The following is a 15548-nucleotide window of genomic DNA, read 5'->3' on the forward strand; positions in this document are numbered from 1 at the left end:
ACCTTGGAGATCGACGAATGAAAAAATGCACCCGCTGCGGCCTGCCGGAAACCTACGAAACCATTGAATTCGATGCCAATGGTGTCTGCAATATCTGTCGCCAGCAGCAGTTCAAGCAAGGCGCCATCGACTGGTCTGCCCGGAAAACCATGCTTGACGACCTGATCGAGCAATATCGCGGCAAATACGATTACGACTGCCTGGTCCCCTTTTCCGGCGGCAAGGATTCAACCTTCACGCTTTACCACCTGATCAAGGAATACAAGCTGAAGCCCCTGGTCGTCCAGTTCAACCACGGCTTCATGCGACCGAACCTGCTGGCCAACAACGAGCGCACCTTCAAGAAACTGGGGGTCGATGTCATCAGCTTCACGCCCAACTGGAAAGTGGTGAAACGCTTGATGCGCGAGGCACTGATCCGCAAGGGCGACTTCTGCTGGCACTGCCACACCGGCATCTTTGCCTACCCGATGCATCTGGCGATCAAGTTCAATGTGCCGCTGGTTTTCTGGGGTGAGCCATCATCCGAATACACCGCCTACTACGACTACCGTGACGATGTCGTCGAGGAGGTCGATGAAGCACGCTTCAATCGCTTTGTTAACCTTGGAATCACTGCCGAAGACATGAAGGGCATGATCGAAAAGGATTTCGACCTCGATCCGCGCGATCTCACGCCCTATACCTACCCCGCCCTGCGCGACCTGAAGAAGCTTCGCTACCGTTCGGTTTGTCTGGGCTCATTCATCCCCTGGGACGTCAAGCGGCAATCCAGGCTCATCATGGACGAACTCGGCTGGCAGGGCGACGAGGTGGAAGGCCTGCCGCCACACCTTTACTCCTATGAAAAAATCGAATGCGCCATGCAAGGGGTGCGCGACTACCTGAAATTTGCCAAGCGCGGCTATTCGCGGGTCACCCAGATGACCGCGCTTGACATCCGCAATGGCCGGCTGACCAAGGAAGAAGCCGATCGACTCGTCGCCGAATGGGAAGGAAAGAAGCCCCCTTCCCTGGAACTTTTCCTCGAGTTCCTTGAAATGGACGAGAACGAATTCAACGAGATCGTCGCCAAGCTCGCCGTACCGCCGCATAGCCCCGACTTCAAGACCATACAGTGGGGCCCGCGCACCAGTGACTTTGATCGCTGGTACCGGGAGCGTAAAGCTTGAGCATCGGCGTCATCGACATCGGGATAGGCAATCTGGGGTCCCTGCGCAACGCGCTCTACAGCCAGGGCTGGGATACCCAGCCGGTCAGGACCCCGGACGAATTCAACGAGATCAGCCATTTGATCTTACCCGGCGTAGGATCATTCGCTACGGCAATGCAGCGCCTGAGCCAAAGCCGTTTACTCGAAGCAATCCGCGATTTTGCAGCATCGGGCAGACCGATACTGGGGATTTGTCTCGGCATGCAACTGCTTGCCGAATTCGGTAGCGAAGGGGGGGAAACCGAGGGGCTAGGCTTGGTGCCAGGTCGAGTCGTCCCACTTGCCGTCAGCGACTTGCGCTTGCCTCATGTTGGCTGGAACAACGCCCATCAGTCACGGAAACATCCGGTCCTTGACGGAATCAGGGACGATGTGGACTTTTATTTCGTTCACAGCTATCGATTCGTCGCCGCCGATACGAGCGCCGTCATTGCCCAGACCGAATACGGCGAAACCTTTCCCTCGATCGTGGGCAAGTCAAACGTCATCGGCACCCAGTTCCACCCGGAAAAGAGCCAGGCAAACGGATTACGCTTACTCGACAACTTCTGCATCTGGGACGGGACATGCTGAAACGACGAATCATCCCCATCGAATTGCTCTCGGAAGGGCGTCTGATCAAGACAAAGGCTTTCGACAGCGCACGCGACGTCGGCGACCCGGTAAAAAGCTCGAAAGTCTATAGCGACCAGGATGCCGACGAACTGGTGCTGCTGAACATCGATCGCCATGGACAACAGATCGCGCAACTCGTCTCGGCTGTCGCGCGGATTGCCGAGCATTGTTTCGTCCCCCTGACAGCAGGCGGTGGCATCTGGAACGTCGAAGATGCAGCCCAACTCTTTGAGGCAGGCGCCGACAAGGTACTGATCAACAGCGCCGCTTATTCCACTCCCCGGCTGATCACCGAAATCTCCGAGCACTATGGGCGCCAGGCCATCATCGTCGGCATCGATGTGCGAAAGGAAGACGGCGAGTACGTCTTGTACTCGAACTGCGGGCGAAACAAAGAAGCGTTCTCCCTTGAAGACCACATATCCCGGGTGGTGGCAGCTGGCGCCGGGGAAATACTCCTGCAGCGCATCGAATTCGATGGCGTCATGCAAGGCTACGACCTGGACTTGCTGCAGCGTGCCGTCCAGCTCAGTCCCGTGCCCTTGATCGCTGCCGCCGGCGCCGGACACTTCCTGCATCTGAAGGAAGCCTTCGATGCCGGGGTTGATGGCGCAGCCTGTGGCAGCCTGTTCAATTTCGGCGACAACAACCCCCTTCGGGCAAAGGCCTTCCTGAAAAACTACGGCATCCCGTTGAAACGGGTCTGAGCGCCAAGCTCTCTCAGGACCTTTTTCATGCAGGAATCCTTGGGGTGCATGCCATCATAAAAATCAGCGGCGGAACACCCCACCGCCGCAGGGTTGTAAGAGCCGACGACTTTGACCCCCTGTCGCCTCCCCATCTCGACAAAGGAATTTTCGATCGCCAAAAATTCCGGCCGCTCTTTTTCCATCAGGGCATAGACCGCCGGATGATAGGGAGACAGCACGAGCAGCAGATTCGTCTTGCCCTTGTAGTAGTTCAATAGTCGCTCAAAGTCATCGCGCCGGGCAGCATCGAAGACATAGTCCTGCATCGAGTAATCCAGCGCACTGCCAATGCCACGCATCACCTCTTCTGGCGTCCTGCTCACATAAGCCAGCCCATAGACCCGGGAACCATCTGCCCTGATCTTGGCACGAGTCTCATGGCCATCATGAGCGGGAAAGCTTTTGTAGCTCAGATTCAGCGCCCGGTAGAAAGCGTAGAACCCCGCCACCTTTTCATTCCTCACCGCATCCAGGTTTTGTTCAGCCGTGGGCAAGGACCGCCCATCCCGGATGGCAGCCAATCCGGCTGGTAGTCATCGGCGATGCTGCGCCAGCGTTTCTTGCTGGCTGCAGCGTTGAACAGCCAGGGATCGGCGCCGAGCAGCACGGTTTTCGGTTCAAACTTCGCGAAAGCCAGGCCCAGCAGGGCAATTCCATCCTCAAGCCCAGCCCCGCTCACGGCAAGGTTGAGCGGCTTACCGCCCAAAACCCCCTCACCAACCTGCATGATTCTTGACGAGCCAAGGACCAGCGTATCCGGAGTCATCTCTTCAACGGCGATCCGGCTTTTGACGAACCACCTTTCATCCATATTGGACGCATAAACTGCGCCTCTCCCGACGAGCTCCGTCGCCAGTGCCAACTCGGCACCGGTTTTGGCCTTGGCAGAAAACAGCTTCGCCCCCGACAGACCGACGACGATGACGCTCACGCCAAGCGCGCCGATCAATTTGAGGAATCTCGCCCGGGGAAGGCTCAAGCGGTTCCGGCACGGCAGCTCGACATATTTCCAGGAGAGGAAAGACAGGCAGAAAACCAAGCCCGCCCCCAGCAGTATCGCCGCCGGGCTCAAGGCCTCATGAACGTGTCGCAGAAAGGCAAATACTGGCTGATGCCATAAGTAAGCGCTGTAACTGACAAGACCTATCCCAACCATGACCCGACTCGCCAGAAAGCCCCCGACCAGGGTCGAAGGGGTCGCAAACAGGATGAGCAGCGCCGCGCCCAGCGTCGGCACCAGCGCATAAACCCCGGGAAAGGGAATGGCACTGGAATAGGTCAGGACAGCGCCAAGGACCAGCGACAGCCCCGCGATGGCAAGGAGCTCGCCGAAAAGCCCGAGATCCTTCTTCACCTCGTTCCTGAAGCAGTACAAGGCGATAAACGCCCCGATGGCGAGCTCCCACAGGCGCATTGGCAGCAAGAAGAAGGCAGCGTCGGGGCTGGCCCGGGAAGCCCACAGGCACAAGCCAAAACTGCCGGTGGCGAGCAGTGAGAGGAGGAGCAGCATGCCTCTTTTCCCGAAGCGCCAGGCCAGCAAGATCAAGAGCGGGAAAAAGATGTAGTACTGCTCCTCAACCGCCAGACTCCAGGTATGAAGCAGCGGCTTCAGCTCGGCCGCTGTCTCGAAATAGCCACCGTCTTTCCAGAAATGGAAATTCGAAAAGAACAAGGAGGCAGCCACCACGCTTTTGGAGTAAGTGTGGAGTTCGAACTGATCAAGCAGAAAAAAGGCGGCAGGAATGCTCGCGCCAATAACCAGGAAAAGGGTCGGCAGGATTCTTCGTGCCCGCCGCTCCCAGAACTGGGAGAGGCGAAAAACGCCTGCCTCCTGCTCCGAAAGGATGATGGAAGTGATCAGATAACCGCTGATGACGAAAAAAACATCAACCCCGACAAAGCCACCGCGCAATACCTCAACACCGGCGTGAAAAAGAATGACGGGCAGCACGGCAAGTGCGCGCAAACCGTCAATTTCCCGTCTGTAAGCGATCATCGGCCCAACTCCGGTCGTACCGTGTTTTCAGTTACTTGTTGCAATCCGGGGTGGCGCTTCATCTGGCACGGAACAAACGCTTCACCGCCTTGCGCCCGAACCGGCGCTTGGCCCCGACTTTCCAGTCGTACAGGCGGAACTGCAGACGCTGCAACCAATTCATGGGCTGTCCCAGATAGTGTTCCATCAGGCGCTCCCGGCCGACCCGGTCCAGCTTGTTCCCCACCCGGACCATGTCCGCCATGCGCCGCCCGGCGGTGAGACCGCGCGGATAAACCCGGATGCGCCCGGTATCGATCAAGCTGAACTGCAGTTCGCCTGCGTTACCGCGCCGGATCAGGATGTTGCCCCCCGACAGATCGCGGAAAAAGATGCCCGATCCATGCATGGTCCGCAAAAACCGGCTGAGTGCAGCATAGGCATCGGCAGCAGCAACTCCCTGATATTCCTCGGCACCGGTGGCGTAAGCCGCCATCAGTTCGCGGGCCGAGAAATCGGCCGATACATATTCGCAGGCGTAGATGTTTTCCTTGCGCCCGGGATCGTTCTCCTGCTCGATCCAGGCCACCGGCGGTGCAGCCCCCAGTCCGCGACGCAGCAGTTCGTGCGTTCCCGACCAGCTTCTGAGCGCCTTGGACGGCTTGTTGCGATCCAGCAAACGCTTGTGAAGCGGCATTCTGACAGGTTGCTTCAGGACCAGAAGGCGCTTTCCGTCAGTGGGATCGGTCAGCGTCCAGATGGCATTCCGGGCATGGCGGAGACTGCCCTGGCGACCAGGCTGTTGCAGCTCCGCCGGCGAGAGGGCGGCGAAAAGGCGGGTGGCTTCAGCCTCCCCCCCGGCCAGGACGATGCCTCTCAACCCCCGCTCGCGGAAGAAGTAGGGCTGCTTTCCTGGCAGGTGACGATGCAGGCGCACCCCGGGCAAGGTCGCCGCTGCGGCATTGATGCTGACTGAACGCGAGGCTGGCCAGCACAGATAGATCGGCGCCTCGGTCGCCAGGGTCGGCCGCTCGGCCAGCGCCTCCCCATCGCGGTCGACACAAGCTGCGGCAGCCCAATCGTCCGCTGCATAGATGTCCGACAAGGCCGCTGCGCCTGCGTTGATGGTCCACACGACGTGAATCAGCTGCGCCGCGTTGCGGAAGGCATGCACTTCCAGCCCCTGCCCCGAATTCAGCCGGCCTTCGTAAGTCGCCCCGGGAATCAGCTGATTGAAGGTGCGCAGCGCGGCGAAGGCCGGCCGGACGCGGAAATCTGCCAACGCCCCGGTCACCGAACGGTAATGGGTGATTCTCTCGAGCACCGGGTAGGCGGTCACGGCATCGTCCACCAGGCCTTCCCGATGGCAGATCAACGGCCCCCACCACGCCCCCTCAAGCGCCCCCGAGGCAGCACAAAGCACCATGTAGCGGGCCAGGTAATCGGCCTGCTTCTGTTCGCTATCGGGCAAGGAGCGCTCGATGCGGGGCAAGGTCCAGAAAGCGGCCGGGGAAAACAGGCGCGGCACCCCGAAATCGCCAGCAATCCTTCGCAACAGGCGGGCCTTCTTGATCAGGTTCACCTTGGCCAAGGGCGCCAGAAAATGGCCAAAAACCTTGTGATCGTAGCGTTCCGGCTCGGTGCTACGTTCGGCAAACAGATTGTCCGTATGAATGTCCGGCAACAGCCCCCGCTCGCGCAGCAGCGCCAGCACGCCAACCGTCCACGGCGGTTCGAAATCCGTGATGCTGGGCCCGGCCAGCGTCAGCCCGCGGGCACGCGTTTCGCCCCAGGCAATCTCCCAGGCTGCCAGGAAGCCGTCGATGGAATAACCCGCCCAGCGCCGCCGATTCACCGTCGAGCAGACTTCAATCATCGCCACCCGCGCGCCGTAGCGGTCCAGCACCTGCCCGAGAAACGCGCGCCAGGCCTCGTTCGCCGCCGCCTCCGGCATCGCCCGCGCCGCCTCGGCTGGCTGCAGCAGATGCAGGACAACCCGAAATCCCCGGGCCAGCAAACGATCCAGCAGGCGCGCCGTCGCCCCCGCGGTATCGCCATAGGAAAAATCGAGGCGCACATTGCGCAGTCGGGCGCACTCCAGCGTTTCGATCAGCCAGTCGTCAACCGCGGGATCTTCCGCAGCGGCGACACCAAGCCCCGCAAAACCTTCCGGAACGACGTGGCCTGCCGGCGGCAGATGCCCGCGGGGCAGGGAAAATCTGCCGCGCAGCAGATAGGCCAGCAGATGTGGCAAAAAGCGGGCGACGCTCACGATCAATGCCCTCCCCGACGTTTCCTGGCAGCCGCCAAGACCACTGCCCGATCAAACCATTCGCGCTCGCGGTCGATCCCCTGCAGCCGGCGCATGTTACGGGCACGCAGATAGGACCCCAGACGCCACGGATAAACCCGGAGATCGGAAAAATCGATCAGCCCCAACTCACCCTCTGGCGTCAGCACGACGTTTCCGAGATGCAGGGAGCGGAAGTAGACCCCTGCGTCGTGCAGGCGGATGACGAAGCGGGTGAATTGCGCCTTGAGCGCCTGCAAACGCTCTGCGGCAAGCCCTGCCTCAAGCAGCTCGCGGAGGGTTTCCCCGGGCAGGGGGCGATAATGCACCATGTCCCGCGCCATCCCGTCGATGCGCGCCACCTGGATCACCACGGGCGCGGGAATGCCGAGCTGGTGCAATTTCTGCGCGTTCCTGGCAAAACGACTGGCGTAGGGAAACAAGGCCGCCGAAGAGATCAAGCGCTTGCGACGAAACAGCTTGATCATCGTGCCGTCCGCCAAGGCAAGCACCTTGGGACCGAAACCATCGCTCTCCAGACGCCTGGCCCCCTCGCTCAAGGCAAGAAAATCCTGCTGCGTCATCGTCCTCACGGCTGCCCCTGCCCCCGAAAAATCCGCCAGTTTACCGTTTTGTGACTTCACCGGCGCGAATAATGCACCATGTTAAACTGCCGCCCACCCTGATTCACACCCGCTCGCAGAAAACGCCCCATGCCGCATAACGGCCACAACCCGGACTCCTCGCTGCAGATCTACTTCCGCCTGCTCGCTTACCTGCGGCCCTTCATCGGCCTGTTCGTCATCAGCCTTCTTGGCCATACCATCTTCGCTTCCTCGCAACCGATGATGGCAGTCGTCCTGAAGTACTTCGTCGACGGCCTGAGCACGCCCGAATCGGCCACCCACCTGCTGCCGGTCATTGGCCAGGTTGAACTGACCTACGGCGTCCCCATTCTCCTGGTGATCATCATCAGCTGGCAGGGACTGGGCTCGTTTCTCGGCAACTACTATCTCGCCCGGGTCTCCCTCGGACTGATCCATGACTTGCGCCGGGCCCTGTTCGATACCCTGCTACACCTGCCCAACAGCTATTTCGACCACCACAACTCCGGACACCTGATTTCCCGCATCACCTACAACGTGACCATGGTGACCGGCGCCGCCACCGACGCCATCAAGGTGGTGATCCGTGAAGGCATGACGGTGATTTTCCTGCTGGCCTACCTCTTGTGGATGAACTGGAAGCTGACGCTGGTCATGGTGGCGATACTGCCGATCATCGGCCTGATGGTGAAAAAGGCCAGCCGGCGCTTTCGCAAGCAGAGCAAGCAGATACAGGTGGCAATGGGCGATCTGACCCATGTCGCCTCGGAAACCATACAGGGTTACCGGGTAGTCCGCAGTTTCGGCGGAGAGGATTACGAATCCACCCGTTTCCGCCAGGCCAGCGAAGCCAACATGGCCAAGCAGTTGCGCATGGTCAAGACCAGCGCCACCTTCACGCCAGCCCTGCAATTCGTCACCTTCACGACGATGGCCCTGATCCTGTTCCTGGTTCTGCTGCTGCGCGGCGATGCCTCGGTCGGCGACCTGGTTTCCTACATCACCGCCGCCGGCATGCTGCCCAAACCGATCCGCCAGTTGTCCGAAGTCAGTTCGACCATACAGAAAGGCCTGGCTGGCGCGGAAAGCATCTTCGCCCAACTCGACGAAGCACCGGAAATCAACGACGGCAAGGTCGAGCGTGAAGACATTCGCGGACACGTCGAGGTACGCAATCTGAACTTCCGCTATCCGGGCAGCGAACAGCGCGTCCTCAACGACGTTTGCTTCAGCGTCGAACCCGGCCAGATGGTCGCCCTGGTTGGTCGTTCCGGCAGCGGAAAATCCACCCTGGCCAATCTGATCCCGCGTTTCTACCAGCACGAGGACGGCGCCATCCTGCTCGACGGCGTCAGCATCGAGGACTACACGCTGCGCAACCTGCGCCGCCATATCGCGCTGGTCACGCAGCAAGTGACCCTGTTCAACGACACCGTCGCCGCCAACATCGCTTACGGCGACCTGGCCGGACTCCCCCGCGAACAGATCGAACAGGCTGCCCGCGCCGCCTATGCCCACGAATTCATCGAACGCCTGCCGCAAGGCTACGACACGCTGATCGGCGAAAACGGGGTGACGCTCTCCGGCGGGCAACGCCAGCGCCTGGCCATTGCCCGGGCGATACTCAAGAACGCGCCACTATTGATCCTCGACGAAGCCACCTCGGCTCTCGATACCGAATCCGAACGGCACATCCAGGCGGCCCTGGAAAGCGCCACCGCCAACCGGACGACCATCGTCATTGCGCACCGGCTATCGACGATCGAAAAGGCCGACCTGATTCTGGTCATGGACCAGGGACGCATCATCGAACGCGGCACGCATGCGCAGTTGCTGGCAATGAACGGTCACTACGCCCGGCTGCACGCCATGCAGTTCCAGGAAATACCACTGACGGCCTAAACCGGCGGCAGGATGCGGGCCAGCCAGTCGTGCAGCGGGGAGCCCGCCGGCCAGTTCCGCAAGAAGCGGGCGCGATCGCGCCGCCAGGCCCGGCGGAAGGCCGACGCCGAGCGATGCTGGGTCATTGCATCGAGATCGATCGCCCACAGCTGTCCCTCATGCCAGAGCAGATTGGTCGCCTTGAGGTCGCCATGGGTAATGCGCAACCGGCACAGGACGGCGAAGAACACCTCGAGGGATTGCGCCAGGGCTGGCTCCGGCACGCGTTCCGGAAGCAGCGCATCGGCCAGGCTGACGCCGGGACAAAACTCGGTGACCAGAAAAGCCCGGCCGCGCAACGGGCCCCAGCGTTCTTCCAGCAGCGCCAGCGGCTTTGGCGTCGCGATGCCGTAAAACGCCAGCCGATGCGCTTCCCGCCATGAATGCCAGGCCCGGCTTGGACGCCACGCCCGGGACAGGGCATGGCGCCAGTTCTTGCGGTTGTAACGTTTGACGACGAGCGGCCCGCCGTCCATGGCGAGCGCAGCGACGGTACAGGTGGCGCCACTTTTCAGCCGTCGCCCCTGTTCGATTGCCTGGTCCGGCGCTGCCAGCAAAGGCAGCAGCGAAGTCCCGGCACTGCGCAGCACGGCCAGGAATCGACCGCTTTCCCGCACGACGGAAAACTGCGTGCAATCGCGCAGCGTCTTCGCCAGAAAACGCTGCCGGCGACGCTGGCGCCAGGCATCGACCAGATCGTCCAGGCCGCCGCTTCCCGGCAGCTCTCCGTAAGCGGAAAGCAGGCCAGCGCGCCAGCCATCGAGGGCAACAGGCAATTGCGACAGCAGCAGCGCCAGGTTATCGCGCTGCTGCTCGGCGCTGCCCGGACGCACCCCGTCGCCGTCGATCAAGAGCATTTTTTCTTCAGCCAGCAGGAAATTGCCCAGGTGCAGGTCATCGTGCACCAGACCGGCCGCATGCAGGCGTCCGAGCAGCGCCAGCGCCGGCGAGAGCTTGGCGGGATCGCCGAGCGCCGCCTCCAGCGAACGGGCCGCCGGCATGAACTCGCTGAGCAGCAGCCGCTCCCCCCTGGGGAAATCGACGACAGCCAGCAGCGCTGGCGTCGGCAGACCGGCTGACTGCAATGCTGCCAGCCCCTGCTGCTCGCGTTCGGCATGACGCCTCGCAGCCGCACCAAAAAACAGCTTGGCGAAGACCGGGCGGCCATCCCAACTGGCCTCACCGGAGACCCGGCGCCCGGGCAGCCAGCGCAGTATGTTTCGATACTGCAGACTGCCGCCCCCCGGCAAAGCGAGAACGAAAGGCGCGGGGCTTGGCCAGCCGGCCCGCTCGAGGAAGGTGAATTGCGCTGCGCTCACTCCCGCCCCGCAAAGAAATCCAGGATTTTCCGGATTTTCCGCTTGTCGGCTGCGGTCAGTCGCGAGCGGCCGGCGTAATCGAGATAGAAGCGCAGCCGCTGCGTGCGGCTCAACGCGCACTTGGCGACCTTGTCGAGACAGGCGAGGTCCTTGACGATGCGGTAGCCGAGGAAAGGCTGCATCCAGAAACCGCCGTTCGGGCAGTCGATCAGGTAGAGCTGCGGCGTTTCCCCATTGGTGACCAGCAGGTTGCGCCACTTCAGGTCGTTGTGCACGAAGCCGTGCGCGTGCATCGCGCGCGTGCAGGCGGCGACCTGCGTCGACACGGCGGCGACCCAGCGCGCATCGCGCAATCTGGGATCAGCGTCGTAATAGAGCTTCGACAAATCGACCGTGTCACGCAATTCCTCGGTAACCAGCGCGGCGCGCACGAAGCGTCCGCCCTGCCGTTCCTGCCCCCAGGCCACCAGCGTCGCGGTCGGCAGTCCCCAGGCGTGGAAGCGCTGCAGGTTGCGCCATTCCTTGACCGCCCGCTGCGGCCCGAAGATGTCGCGCAGGCCGAACCAGCGTCGTGCCAGCTTGCGTCGGCCGATGGTGTAGCGTTTGACGTAGTAGAGGATGCCGTCGCAGCGCAGACGGATCACTTCGGACTCGGGATCGATCGTCACCCGCTCGCCCTGCAGCTCGAACACCGCATCGAGCGAGGCAAAGGCGGCGCCGGCCTGGCCCGCCGCGTAGTCGGGATTGCGCTGCCAGTCGATCATGCCCCGCCTCCGGTCGGCACGTATTTCCGGTGATATTTCGCAAGCAAGCGCTCACCTTCGGCGTGCAGATGAGCGAGCAGCGCCTGCTCGTCGCGCAGCACTTCGCGCAAGGGCCGGGCGAAGTAATCGCGCAGGAAGCGCAGCCAGTCGCGCTGCGTCAGGCCGATTTCCAGCGCCGAGAAGTAGAGTCCGGCGAGGTCCTTGTCGCGCCAGCGGCGCGGCGTCTGCGCGCGGATCTGGGCGCGGTGCAGGTCGATCAGCGAGAGCTTCAGCGCAGCAGCGCTCGGCGCCGGGTCGAGATGGAGCAGGAAGTGGCAGAGGTAGCAGTCGCGGTGATTGACGCCGCCGCGGTGCATCTTGCCGACCATGGCGGCGACGCGGTGGATCAGCGCGCGCTTGAGCGCCGGGGCGGGCGGCGTGCCAGGCCACTCGCGGCAGTAATCTTCCAGGCTGACCGTCGGCGCCAGTTCCTCGGTGACGATGAACGAGTGCTCGCGCGCCGGATTGGCGCCGCGCCGCCCGTAGGCGACGGCGCGCATGGTGTCGACGCCGAGTTCTTCCAGGCGACGGATCGCCCGCCATTCGTTGCCGGCACCGAGCACCGGCAGGCGCAACGAGACGAGATTCTTGACGATCTCGCCCCAGCCGACGCCGCGATGAATCTTGACGAAATAGCCGCGCCCGGCAACTTCAGTGCGGAAGGTACGACGCCCGTCGAGCTCGCGGAACACCTCACCCTCCAGCCGGTCGACCGCGGCAAAGGCATCCTGCCCGGCCCACAGGCTGTCGAAGGGCGACGCCAGACTCAGTTCGTCGCGCACGGCCCGTCCTTCAGGATGATCTCGGCAGCGCGCTCGGCGTTGCTGTAGATGTCTGCATGCGCCGCCCAGGCCAGGGCGTTGCGCTGCCAGACGGCGCGTTGTTCACGGTCGACCAGGATTTCCCGGAGCAAAGCGTCCAGCGTCGCCTGCGCGAAAGGCTCAGGGATCACCTGGCCACCCGCCGCCTCGTCGATGTAGTGTGCGTAACCGCAGACCGCCGAGCACAGCACCGGCAGCCCGGCGACCAGGGCTTCGAGCAGCACCGTGCCGGTGTTCTCGTTGTAGGCAGGATGGACCAGCAGGTCGGCACCGAGCAGGAAGCGCGGGATGTCGCCGCGGCCGGCCAGGATGTCGACCTGCCCGGCCAGGCCAAGGCCAGCAGCCATGCGATTGAACTGGCTCGGCTCGTCCTGGCCGATCGCGATCAACCGGGTACGCCCACGCAACTCCGCCGGCAGATGCGCCAGCGCCTGCAGCGAGCGATCCAGACCCTTGGTCTTGAAGCCGGAACCGATCTGCAGGAGCAGCAGGTCGTCGTCGGCAAGGCCGAATTCGGCGCGGAAGGCGGCGCGGATCGCCGGCGCCTCGGGCGGCGCCCGGCGGTCGCGGGCGATGCCCGGCGGCAGCAGGTGGAAACGCGACTTCGGCGTCGCGTAGTGCTTTTCGAAAAAGGGCTGCTGCACCTGCGAGATCATCAGGATTTCGGTGCGGCTGTCCGGCGCAAACACCGCCCGCTCATACGCCGCGAAGTGGCGGTAGCGCCCGGACAGCCGGTAGAGCGGGTTGCGCAATGTCTGCGCCTTCTCTTCGTAGCAGGGGTCGGCAGCAAAATAGACGTCGAGTCCGGGCATCTTGTTGAAGCCGACAACGCGTTCTGCCGGGCGCTGCGCCAGGTCGCGCGCGACCCAGGCGGAGAATTTTTCATAGCGGCGGGCGTTGGTCAGCGCCCGCACCGGCACCGTGACCACCTCGAAGCCGGTCGGCACCTCGCCCTGCCAGGACAAGGTGTAGACGCGGATGGCGTGACCGCGCGCCTGGCAGGCCAGGGCAATGCGCAGGAAATCGCGCTGCAGGCCACCGAAGGGGAAGTATTTGTAGAGGCAGAAAGCCAGTTGCATGGGCGCCGAAGCCGCATAGATCAGGCGGCGGATTTTACTGGCAAACCCGCCCCCTGGTCACGCCGGGCGATCAGCTACGGCGGGCCAGCATCTTTTCCTGGATCGCCTTGATGATGCCCTCGCCGATCAGCCGCACCTCGATTTCATCGACGCGGTCGAATTTTTCGCTCTCGATCTCGGCGCGCTTGGTACGCGGCAGGTTGCCGAGGATGCGATCGCGCACAGCGGCCTCCTCAACGACATGGAGCAGCTTGCCGAGGTCGTAGGAATCGATGCGCGACAGCACGGCCTGGATCGAATTGGCATCGGCAAACTCGATGTCGCTGATGTCGCAGAATTCTTCCGGCGCCTTGACCCGTCGCTCCTGGAAGAACTTCTTGCCCTTCTCGTCGAGCAGACGGATCACCTCCGATTTGCGGAAGGTGAACAGGTCTTCGCTCAGCTCGTTGCGCGCCAGCTTCTGCAACACGCGATTGCGATCGAGATCGACCATCGCCGCGAAATCGTCGACGCTGATGTACTCGTACTCCAGCTTGCCATTATCGGGATCGGCCTCACCCGCCTTGCGCGCCTTGGCGACGATTTCGCCGGGCGAGAAGACGACGCACTTGGCCCCGTCGCGATCCTCGTCGAGCTGGATCAGGTGCAGCATCAGCAACTTGCCCAGGATGTGCCGGATATGCACGTCGGAGTGCCCGAACAACTGGCGTGCCTGGGCAAAAACCGCGGCCAGCGCCGGCCGCGCGATGACCGGCTGTGCGGCGCTCCGGGCGTCCGCCTTGCGCGCCTGCATGGGCACCTGGGCGGCACCGATCAGGCTGAGCAACTGGGCGTAGGTGACGATCTCCGGCTGGAAATTGACCCGCGAGGCGATCACTTCGCTGGCCCGCGACGCGCGCATCGCCAGCGTCTTGAGAATGCCGCGCAGCAGCTTCGGCGTATTGTCGAGAACCGACTCCAGGCCCTCGGCATCAACCAGATAGAACTCGCAGTAGGTCTTTGCCACCGCATTGTCGGTACGCCGCCCATTGAGCAGTTGCGGCGTCGCGCCGAACACATGGCCACGCGTCAGGGTATCGATCACCACCCGTTTTTCCTCGCGCACCATGTACAGATCGACTTCGCCTTCCTTGATCACGTACAGATGGCTGCTCGGCATGCCTTCCGTGTAGAGGACGTCGCCGGCATAGGCACGCAACTGGGTGGCAGGCAGATTTTCATCGAGCGGCAGGTCGGCGGCGAGAAGTGGGGAAGCATGAGCGCGCATGAGCAACTCCGGAAGAGAATTTAACAAAAACAGCATTTTTTATTATTTTGTTGTTTTTGTAAATAAATCTTCCGTATCCCGCGCCACCTCTTACCCGGAAAAGTCGAAAAGCACCGGCCGAAACAAGGCCTTGCGCTTCCAGAACAGCAAGCCCGCGCTACCCTGCTCGATTGCCCCGTAAGTGACATGACGGATTCCCGCCACCGCCGGATCGTCGCCTCGCATCAGCCAGCGGACGATCTCCTGTTGCAGCAGCATCATCACGCCATCCGGCAGCTGCTCATGATGCCCCATGAAATCGGCGTAGCGCACCAGACTGCCGACGCGATGCAGACGCACGTAGGCAACCAGCCGGCGGTCCACCGTCAGCGCGCCCTGACGGTAGCCCGGGCTGTCCTGGAAAACCCCGAGACAGAGCTCCCAGTGCGTCGGGCAATCCACTGGCCGCAGCGGCCGCAGCTTGACCGGCGCCCCGCCCAGTCGCCCCAGGGTCAGGAAAAAGGCATCCAGGACCGGACCGAAGGCCCGGAACTTCATCGATTTCTTCAGCGCCAGCAGATCCGGGGTGTGGTTGGCGCGGTTGAAGAGCGATACGCTGTAACCGAGTTTCGCAGCCTTCTTGGCCTTGCGCGAAAAAAAACTGGCTTTCCTGCCGACCGCCGCCTGGTAAGCGGCGAAATCGGCGTAGTCGTCGAGCGCCAGAACCGCCGCTACCCCGCCTCGCCGGATCACGCTGCCATCCGCTCCGCGCTGAAAATAGCGGGCGTAATACCGCCGGTACAGCCGGATCAGCCGTTCGCAGAGACGACCGCGACGGCAGCCCGGATCGCCAAGATCGACCGCCACCGCGGGCAAAGCCCGGAGATCGTCA

Annotated in this window: 14 protein-coding genes; 4 read left to right on the forward strand and 10 right to left on the reverse strand. The window is 62.5% G+C overall.

The window, feature by feature from the left end; genetic code table 11:
* Positions 1–17: 17 nt before the first annotated feature.
* The 3 genes from ACE3OV_RS00950 to hisF are packed head-to-tail and all read left to right on the forward strand — an operon-like array spanning position 18 to position 2535.
* Entirely contained in the window at positions 18–1172 is a 1155-nt protein-coding gene (locus tag ACE3OV_RS00950; RefSeq protein ID WP_374324111.1) for an N-acetyl sugar amidotransferase, read from the forward strand.
* Complete coding sequence (hisH, locus tag ACE3OV_RS00955) at positions 1169–1786, forward strand: imidazole glycerol phosphate synthase subunit HisH (protein WP_374324113.1); 618 nt, start codon at positions 1169–1171, stop codon at positions 1784–1786. The genes ACE3OV_RS00950 and hisH overlap by 4 nt, the downstream gene beginning before the upstream one ends.
* Positions 1780–2535, forward strand: a complete 756-nt coding sequence (hisF, locus tag ACE3OV_RS00960) for an imidazole glycerol phosphate synthase subunit HisF (protein WP_374324116.1) — start codon at positions 1780–1782, stop codon at positions 2533–2535. The genes hisH and hisF overlap by 7 nt, the downstream gene beginning before the upstream one ends.
* On the opposite strand, the gene ACE3OV_RS00965 is transcribed toward hisF, so the two are convergent.
* From ACE3OV_RS00965 to ACE3OV_RS00980, 4 genes are read right to left on the reverse strand one after another with little or no spacing between them, the layout of a single operon-like run.
* Positions 2508–3071, reverse strand: a complete 564-nt coding sequence (locus ACE3OV_RS00965; RefSeq protein WP_374324118.1) for a hypothetical protein — start codon at positions 3069–3071, stop codon at positions 2508–2510. The genes hisF and ACE3OV_RS00965 overlap by 28 nt on opposite strands.
* Entirely contained in the window at positions 3038–4573 is a 1536-nt protein-coding gene (locus tag ACE3OV_RS00970; protein WP_374324120.1) for an acyltransferase family protein, read from the reverse strand. The genes ACE3OV_RS00965 and ACE3OV_RS00970 overlap by 34 nt, the downstream gene beginning before the upstream one ends.
* 58 nt (positions 4574–4631) lie before the next feature.
* Positions 4632–6824 carry a hypothetical protein gene (locus tag ACE3OV_RS00975; RefSeq protein ID WP_374324122.1) on the reverse strand — a complete coding sequence of 731 codons (2193 nt, stop codon included), beginning with the start codon at positions 6822–6824 and terminating at the stop codon, positions 4632–4634.
* Positions 6825–6826: 2 nt separating this feature from the next.
* Positions 6827–7426: a toluene tolerance protein gene (locus ACE3OV_RS00980; protein WP_374324124.1), complete on the reverse strand. Its 600-nt coding sequence runs from the start codon at positions 7424–7426 to the stop codon at positions 6827–6829.
* Positions 7427–7555: 129 nt separating this feature from the next.
* On the opposite strand from ACE3OV_RS00980, the gene msbA reads away from it, so the two are divergent.
* Positions 7556–9349, forward strand: coding sequence for a lipid A export permease/ATP-binding protein MsbA (msbA, locus tag ACE3OV_RS00985; RefSeq protein WP_374324126.1), 1794 nt, complete (start codon positions 7556–7558; stop codon positions 9347–9349).
* On the opposite strand, the gene ACE3OV_RS00990 is transcribed toward msbA, so the two are convergent.
* The 6 genes from ACE3OV_RS00990 to ACE3OV_RS01015 all read right to left on the reverse strand — a co-directional run bounded on the left by ACE3OV_RS00990 (position 9346) and on the right by ACE3OV_RS01015 (position 15409).
* Positions 9346–10707: a lipopolysaccharide kinase InaA family protein gene (locus tag ACE3OV_RS00990; protein WP_374324129.1), complete on the reverse strand. Its 1362-nt coding sequence runs from the start codon at positions 10705–10707 to the stop codon at positions 9346–9348. The two genes, msbA and ACE3OV_RS00990, sit on opposite strands and share 4 nt — an antisense overlap.
* The gene (locus ACE3OV_RS00995; RefSeq protein ID WP_374324131.1) at positions 10704–11471 is read right to left on the reverse strand and encodes a lipopolysaccharide kinase InaA family protein; all 768 of its coding nucleotides are present in this window, start codon (positions 11469–11471) and stop codon (positions 10704–10706) included. Before ACE3OV_RS00995 ends, ACE3OV_RS00990 begins: the two co-directional genes overlap by 4 nt.
* Entirely contained in the window at positions 11468–12292 is an 825-nt protein-coding gene (gene rfaP, locus ACE3OV_RS01000; protein ID WP_374324133.1) for a lipopolysaccharide core heptose(I) kinase RfaP, read from the reverse strand. The genes ACE3OV_RS00995 and rfaP overlap by 4 nt, the downstream gene beginning before the upstream one ends.
* The gene (locus ACE3OV_RS01005) at positions 12277–13410 is read right to left on the reverse strand and encodes a glycosyltransferase family 4 protein (protein ID WP_374324136.1); all 1134 of its coding nucleotides are present in this window, start codon (positions 13408–13410) and stop codon (positions 12277–12279) included. The genes rfaP and ACE3OV_RS01005 overlap by 16 nt, the downstream gene beginning before the upstream one ends.
* 70 nt (positions 13411–13480) lie before the next feature.
* Positions 13481–14677 carry a cyclic nucleotide-binding domain-containing protein gene (locus ACE3OV_RS01010; RefSeq protein WP_374324138.1) on the reverse strand — a complete coding sequence of 399 codons (1197 nt, stop codon included), beginning with the start codon at positions 14675–14677 and terminating at the stop codon, positions 13481–13483.
* A gap of 90 nt (positions 14678–14767) precedes the next feature.
* Positions 14768–15409, reverse strand: a complete 642-nt coding sequence (locus tag ACE3OV_RS01015) for a hypothetical protein (protein WP_374324140.1) — start codon at positions 15407–15409, stop codon at positions 14768–14770.
* Positions 15410–15548 lie beyond the last annotated feature (139 nt).

It is taken from the genome of Azonexus sp. (assembly GCF_041909095.1).
In the GTDB taxonomy this organism is placed as follows: domain Bacteria; phylum Pseudomonadota; class Gammaproteobacteria; order Burkholderiales; family Rhodocyclaceae; genus Azonexus.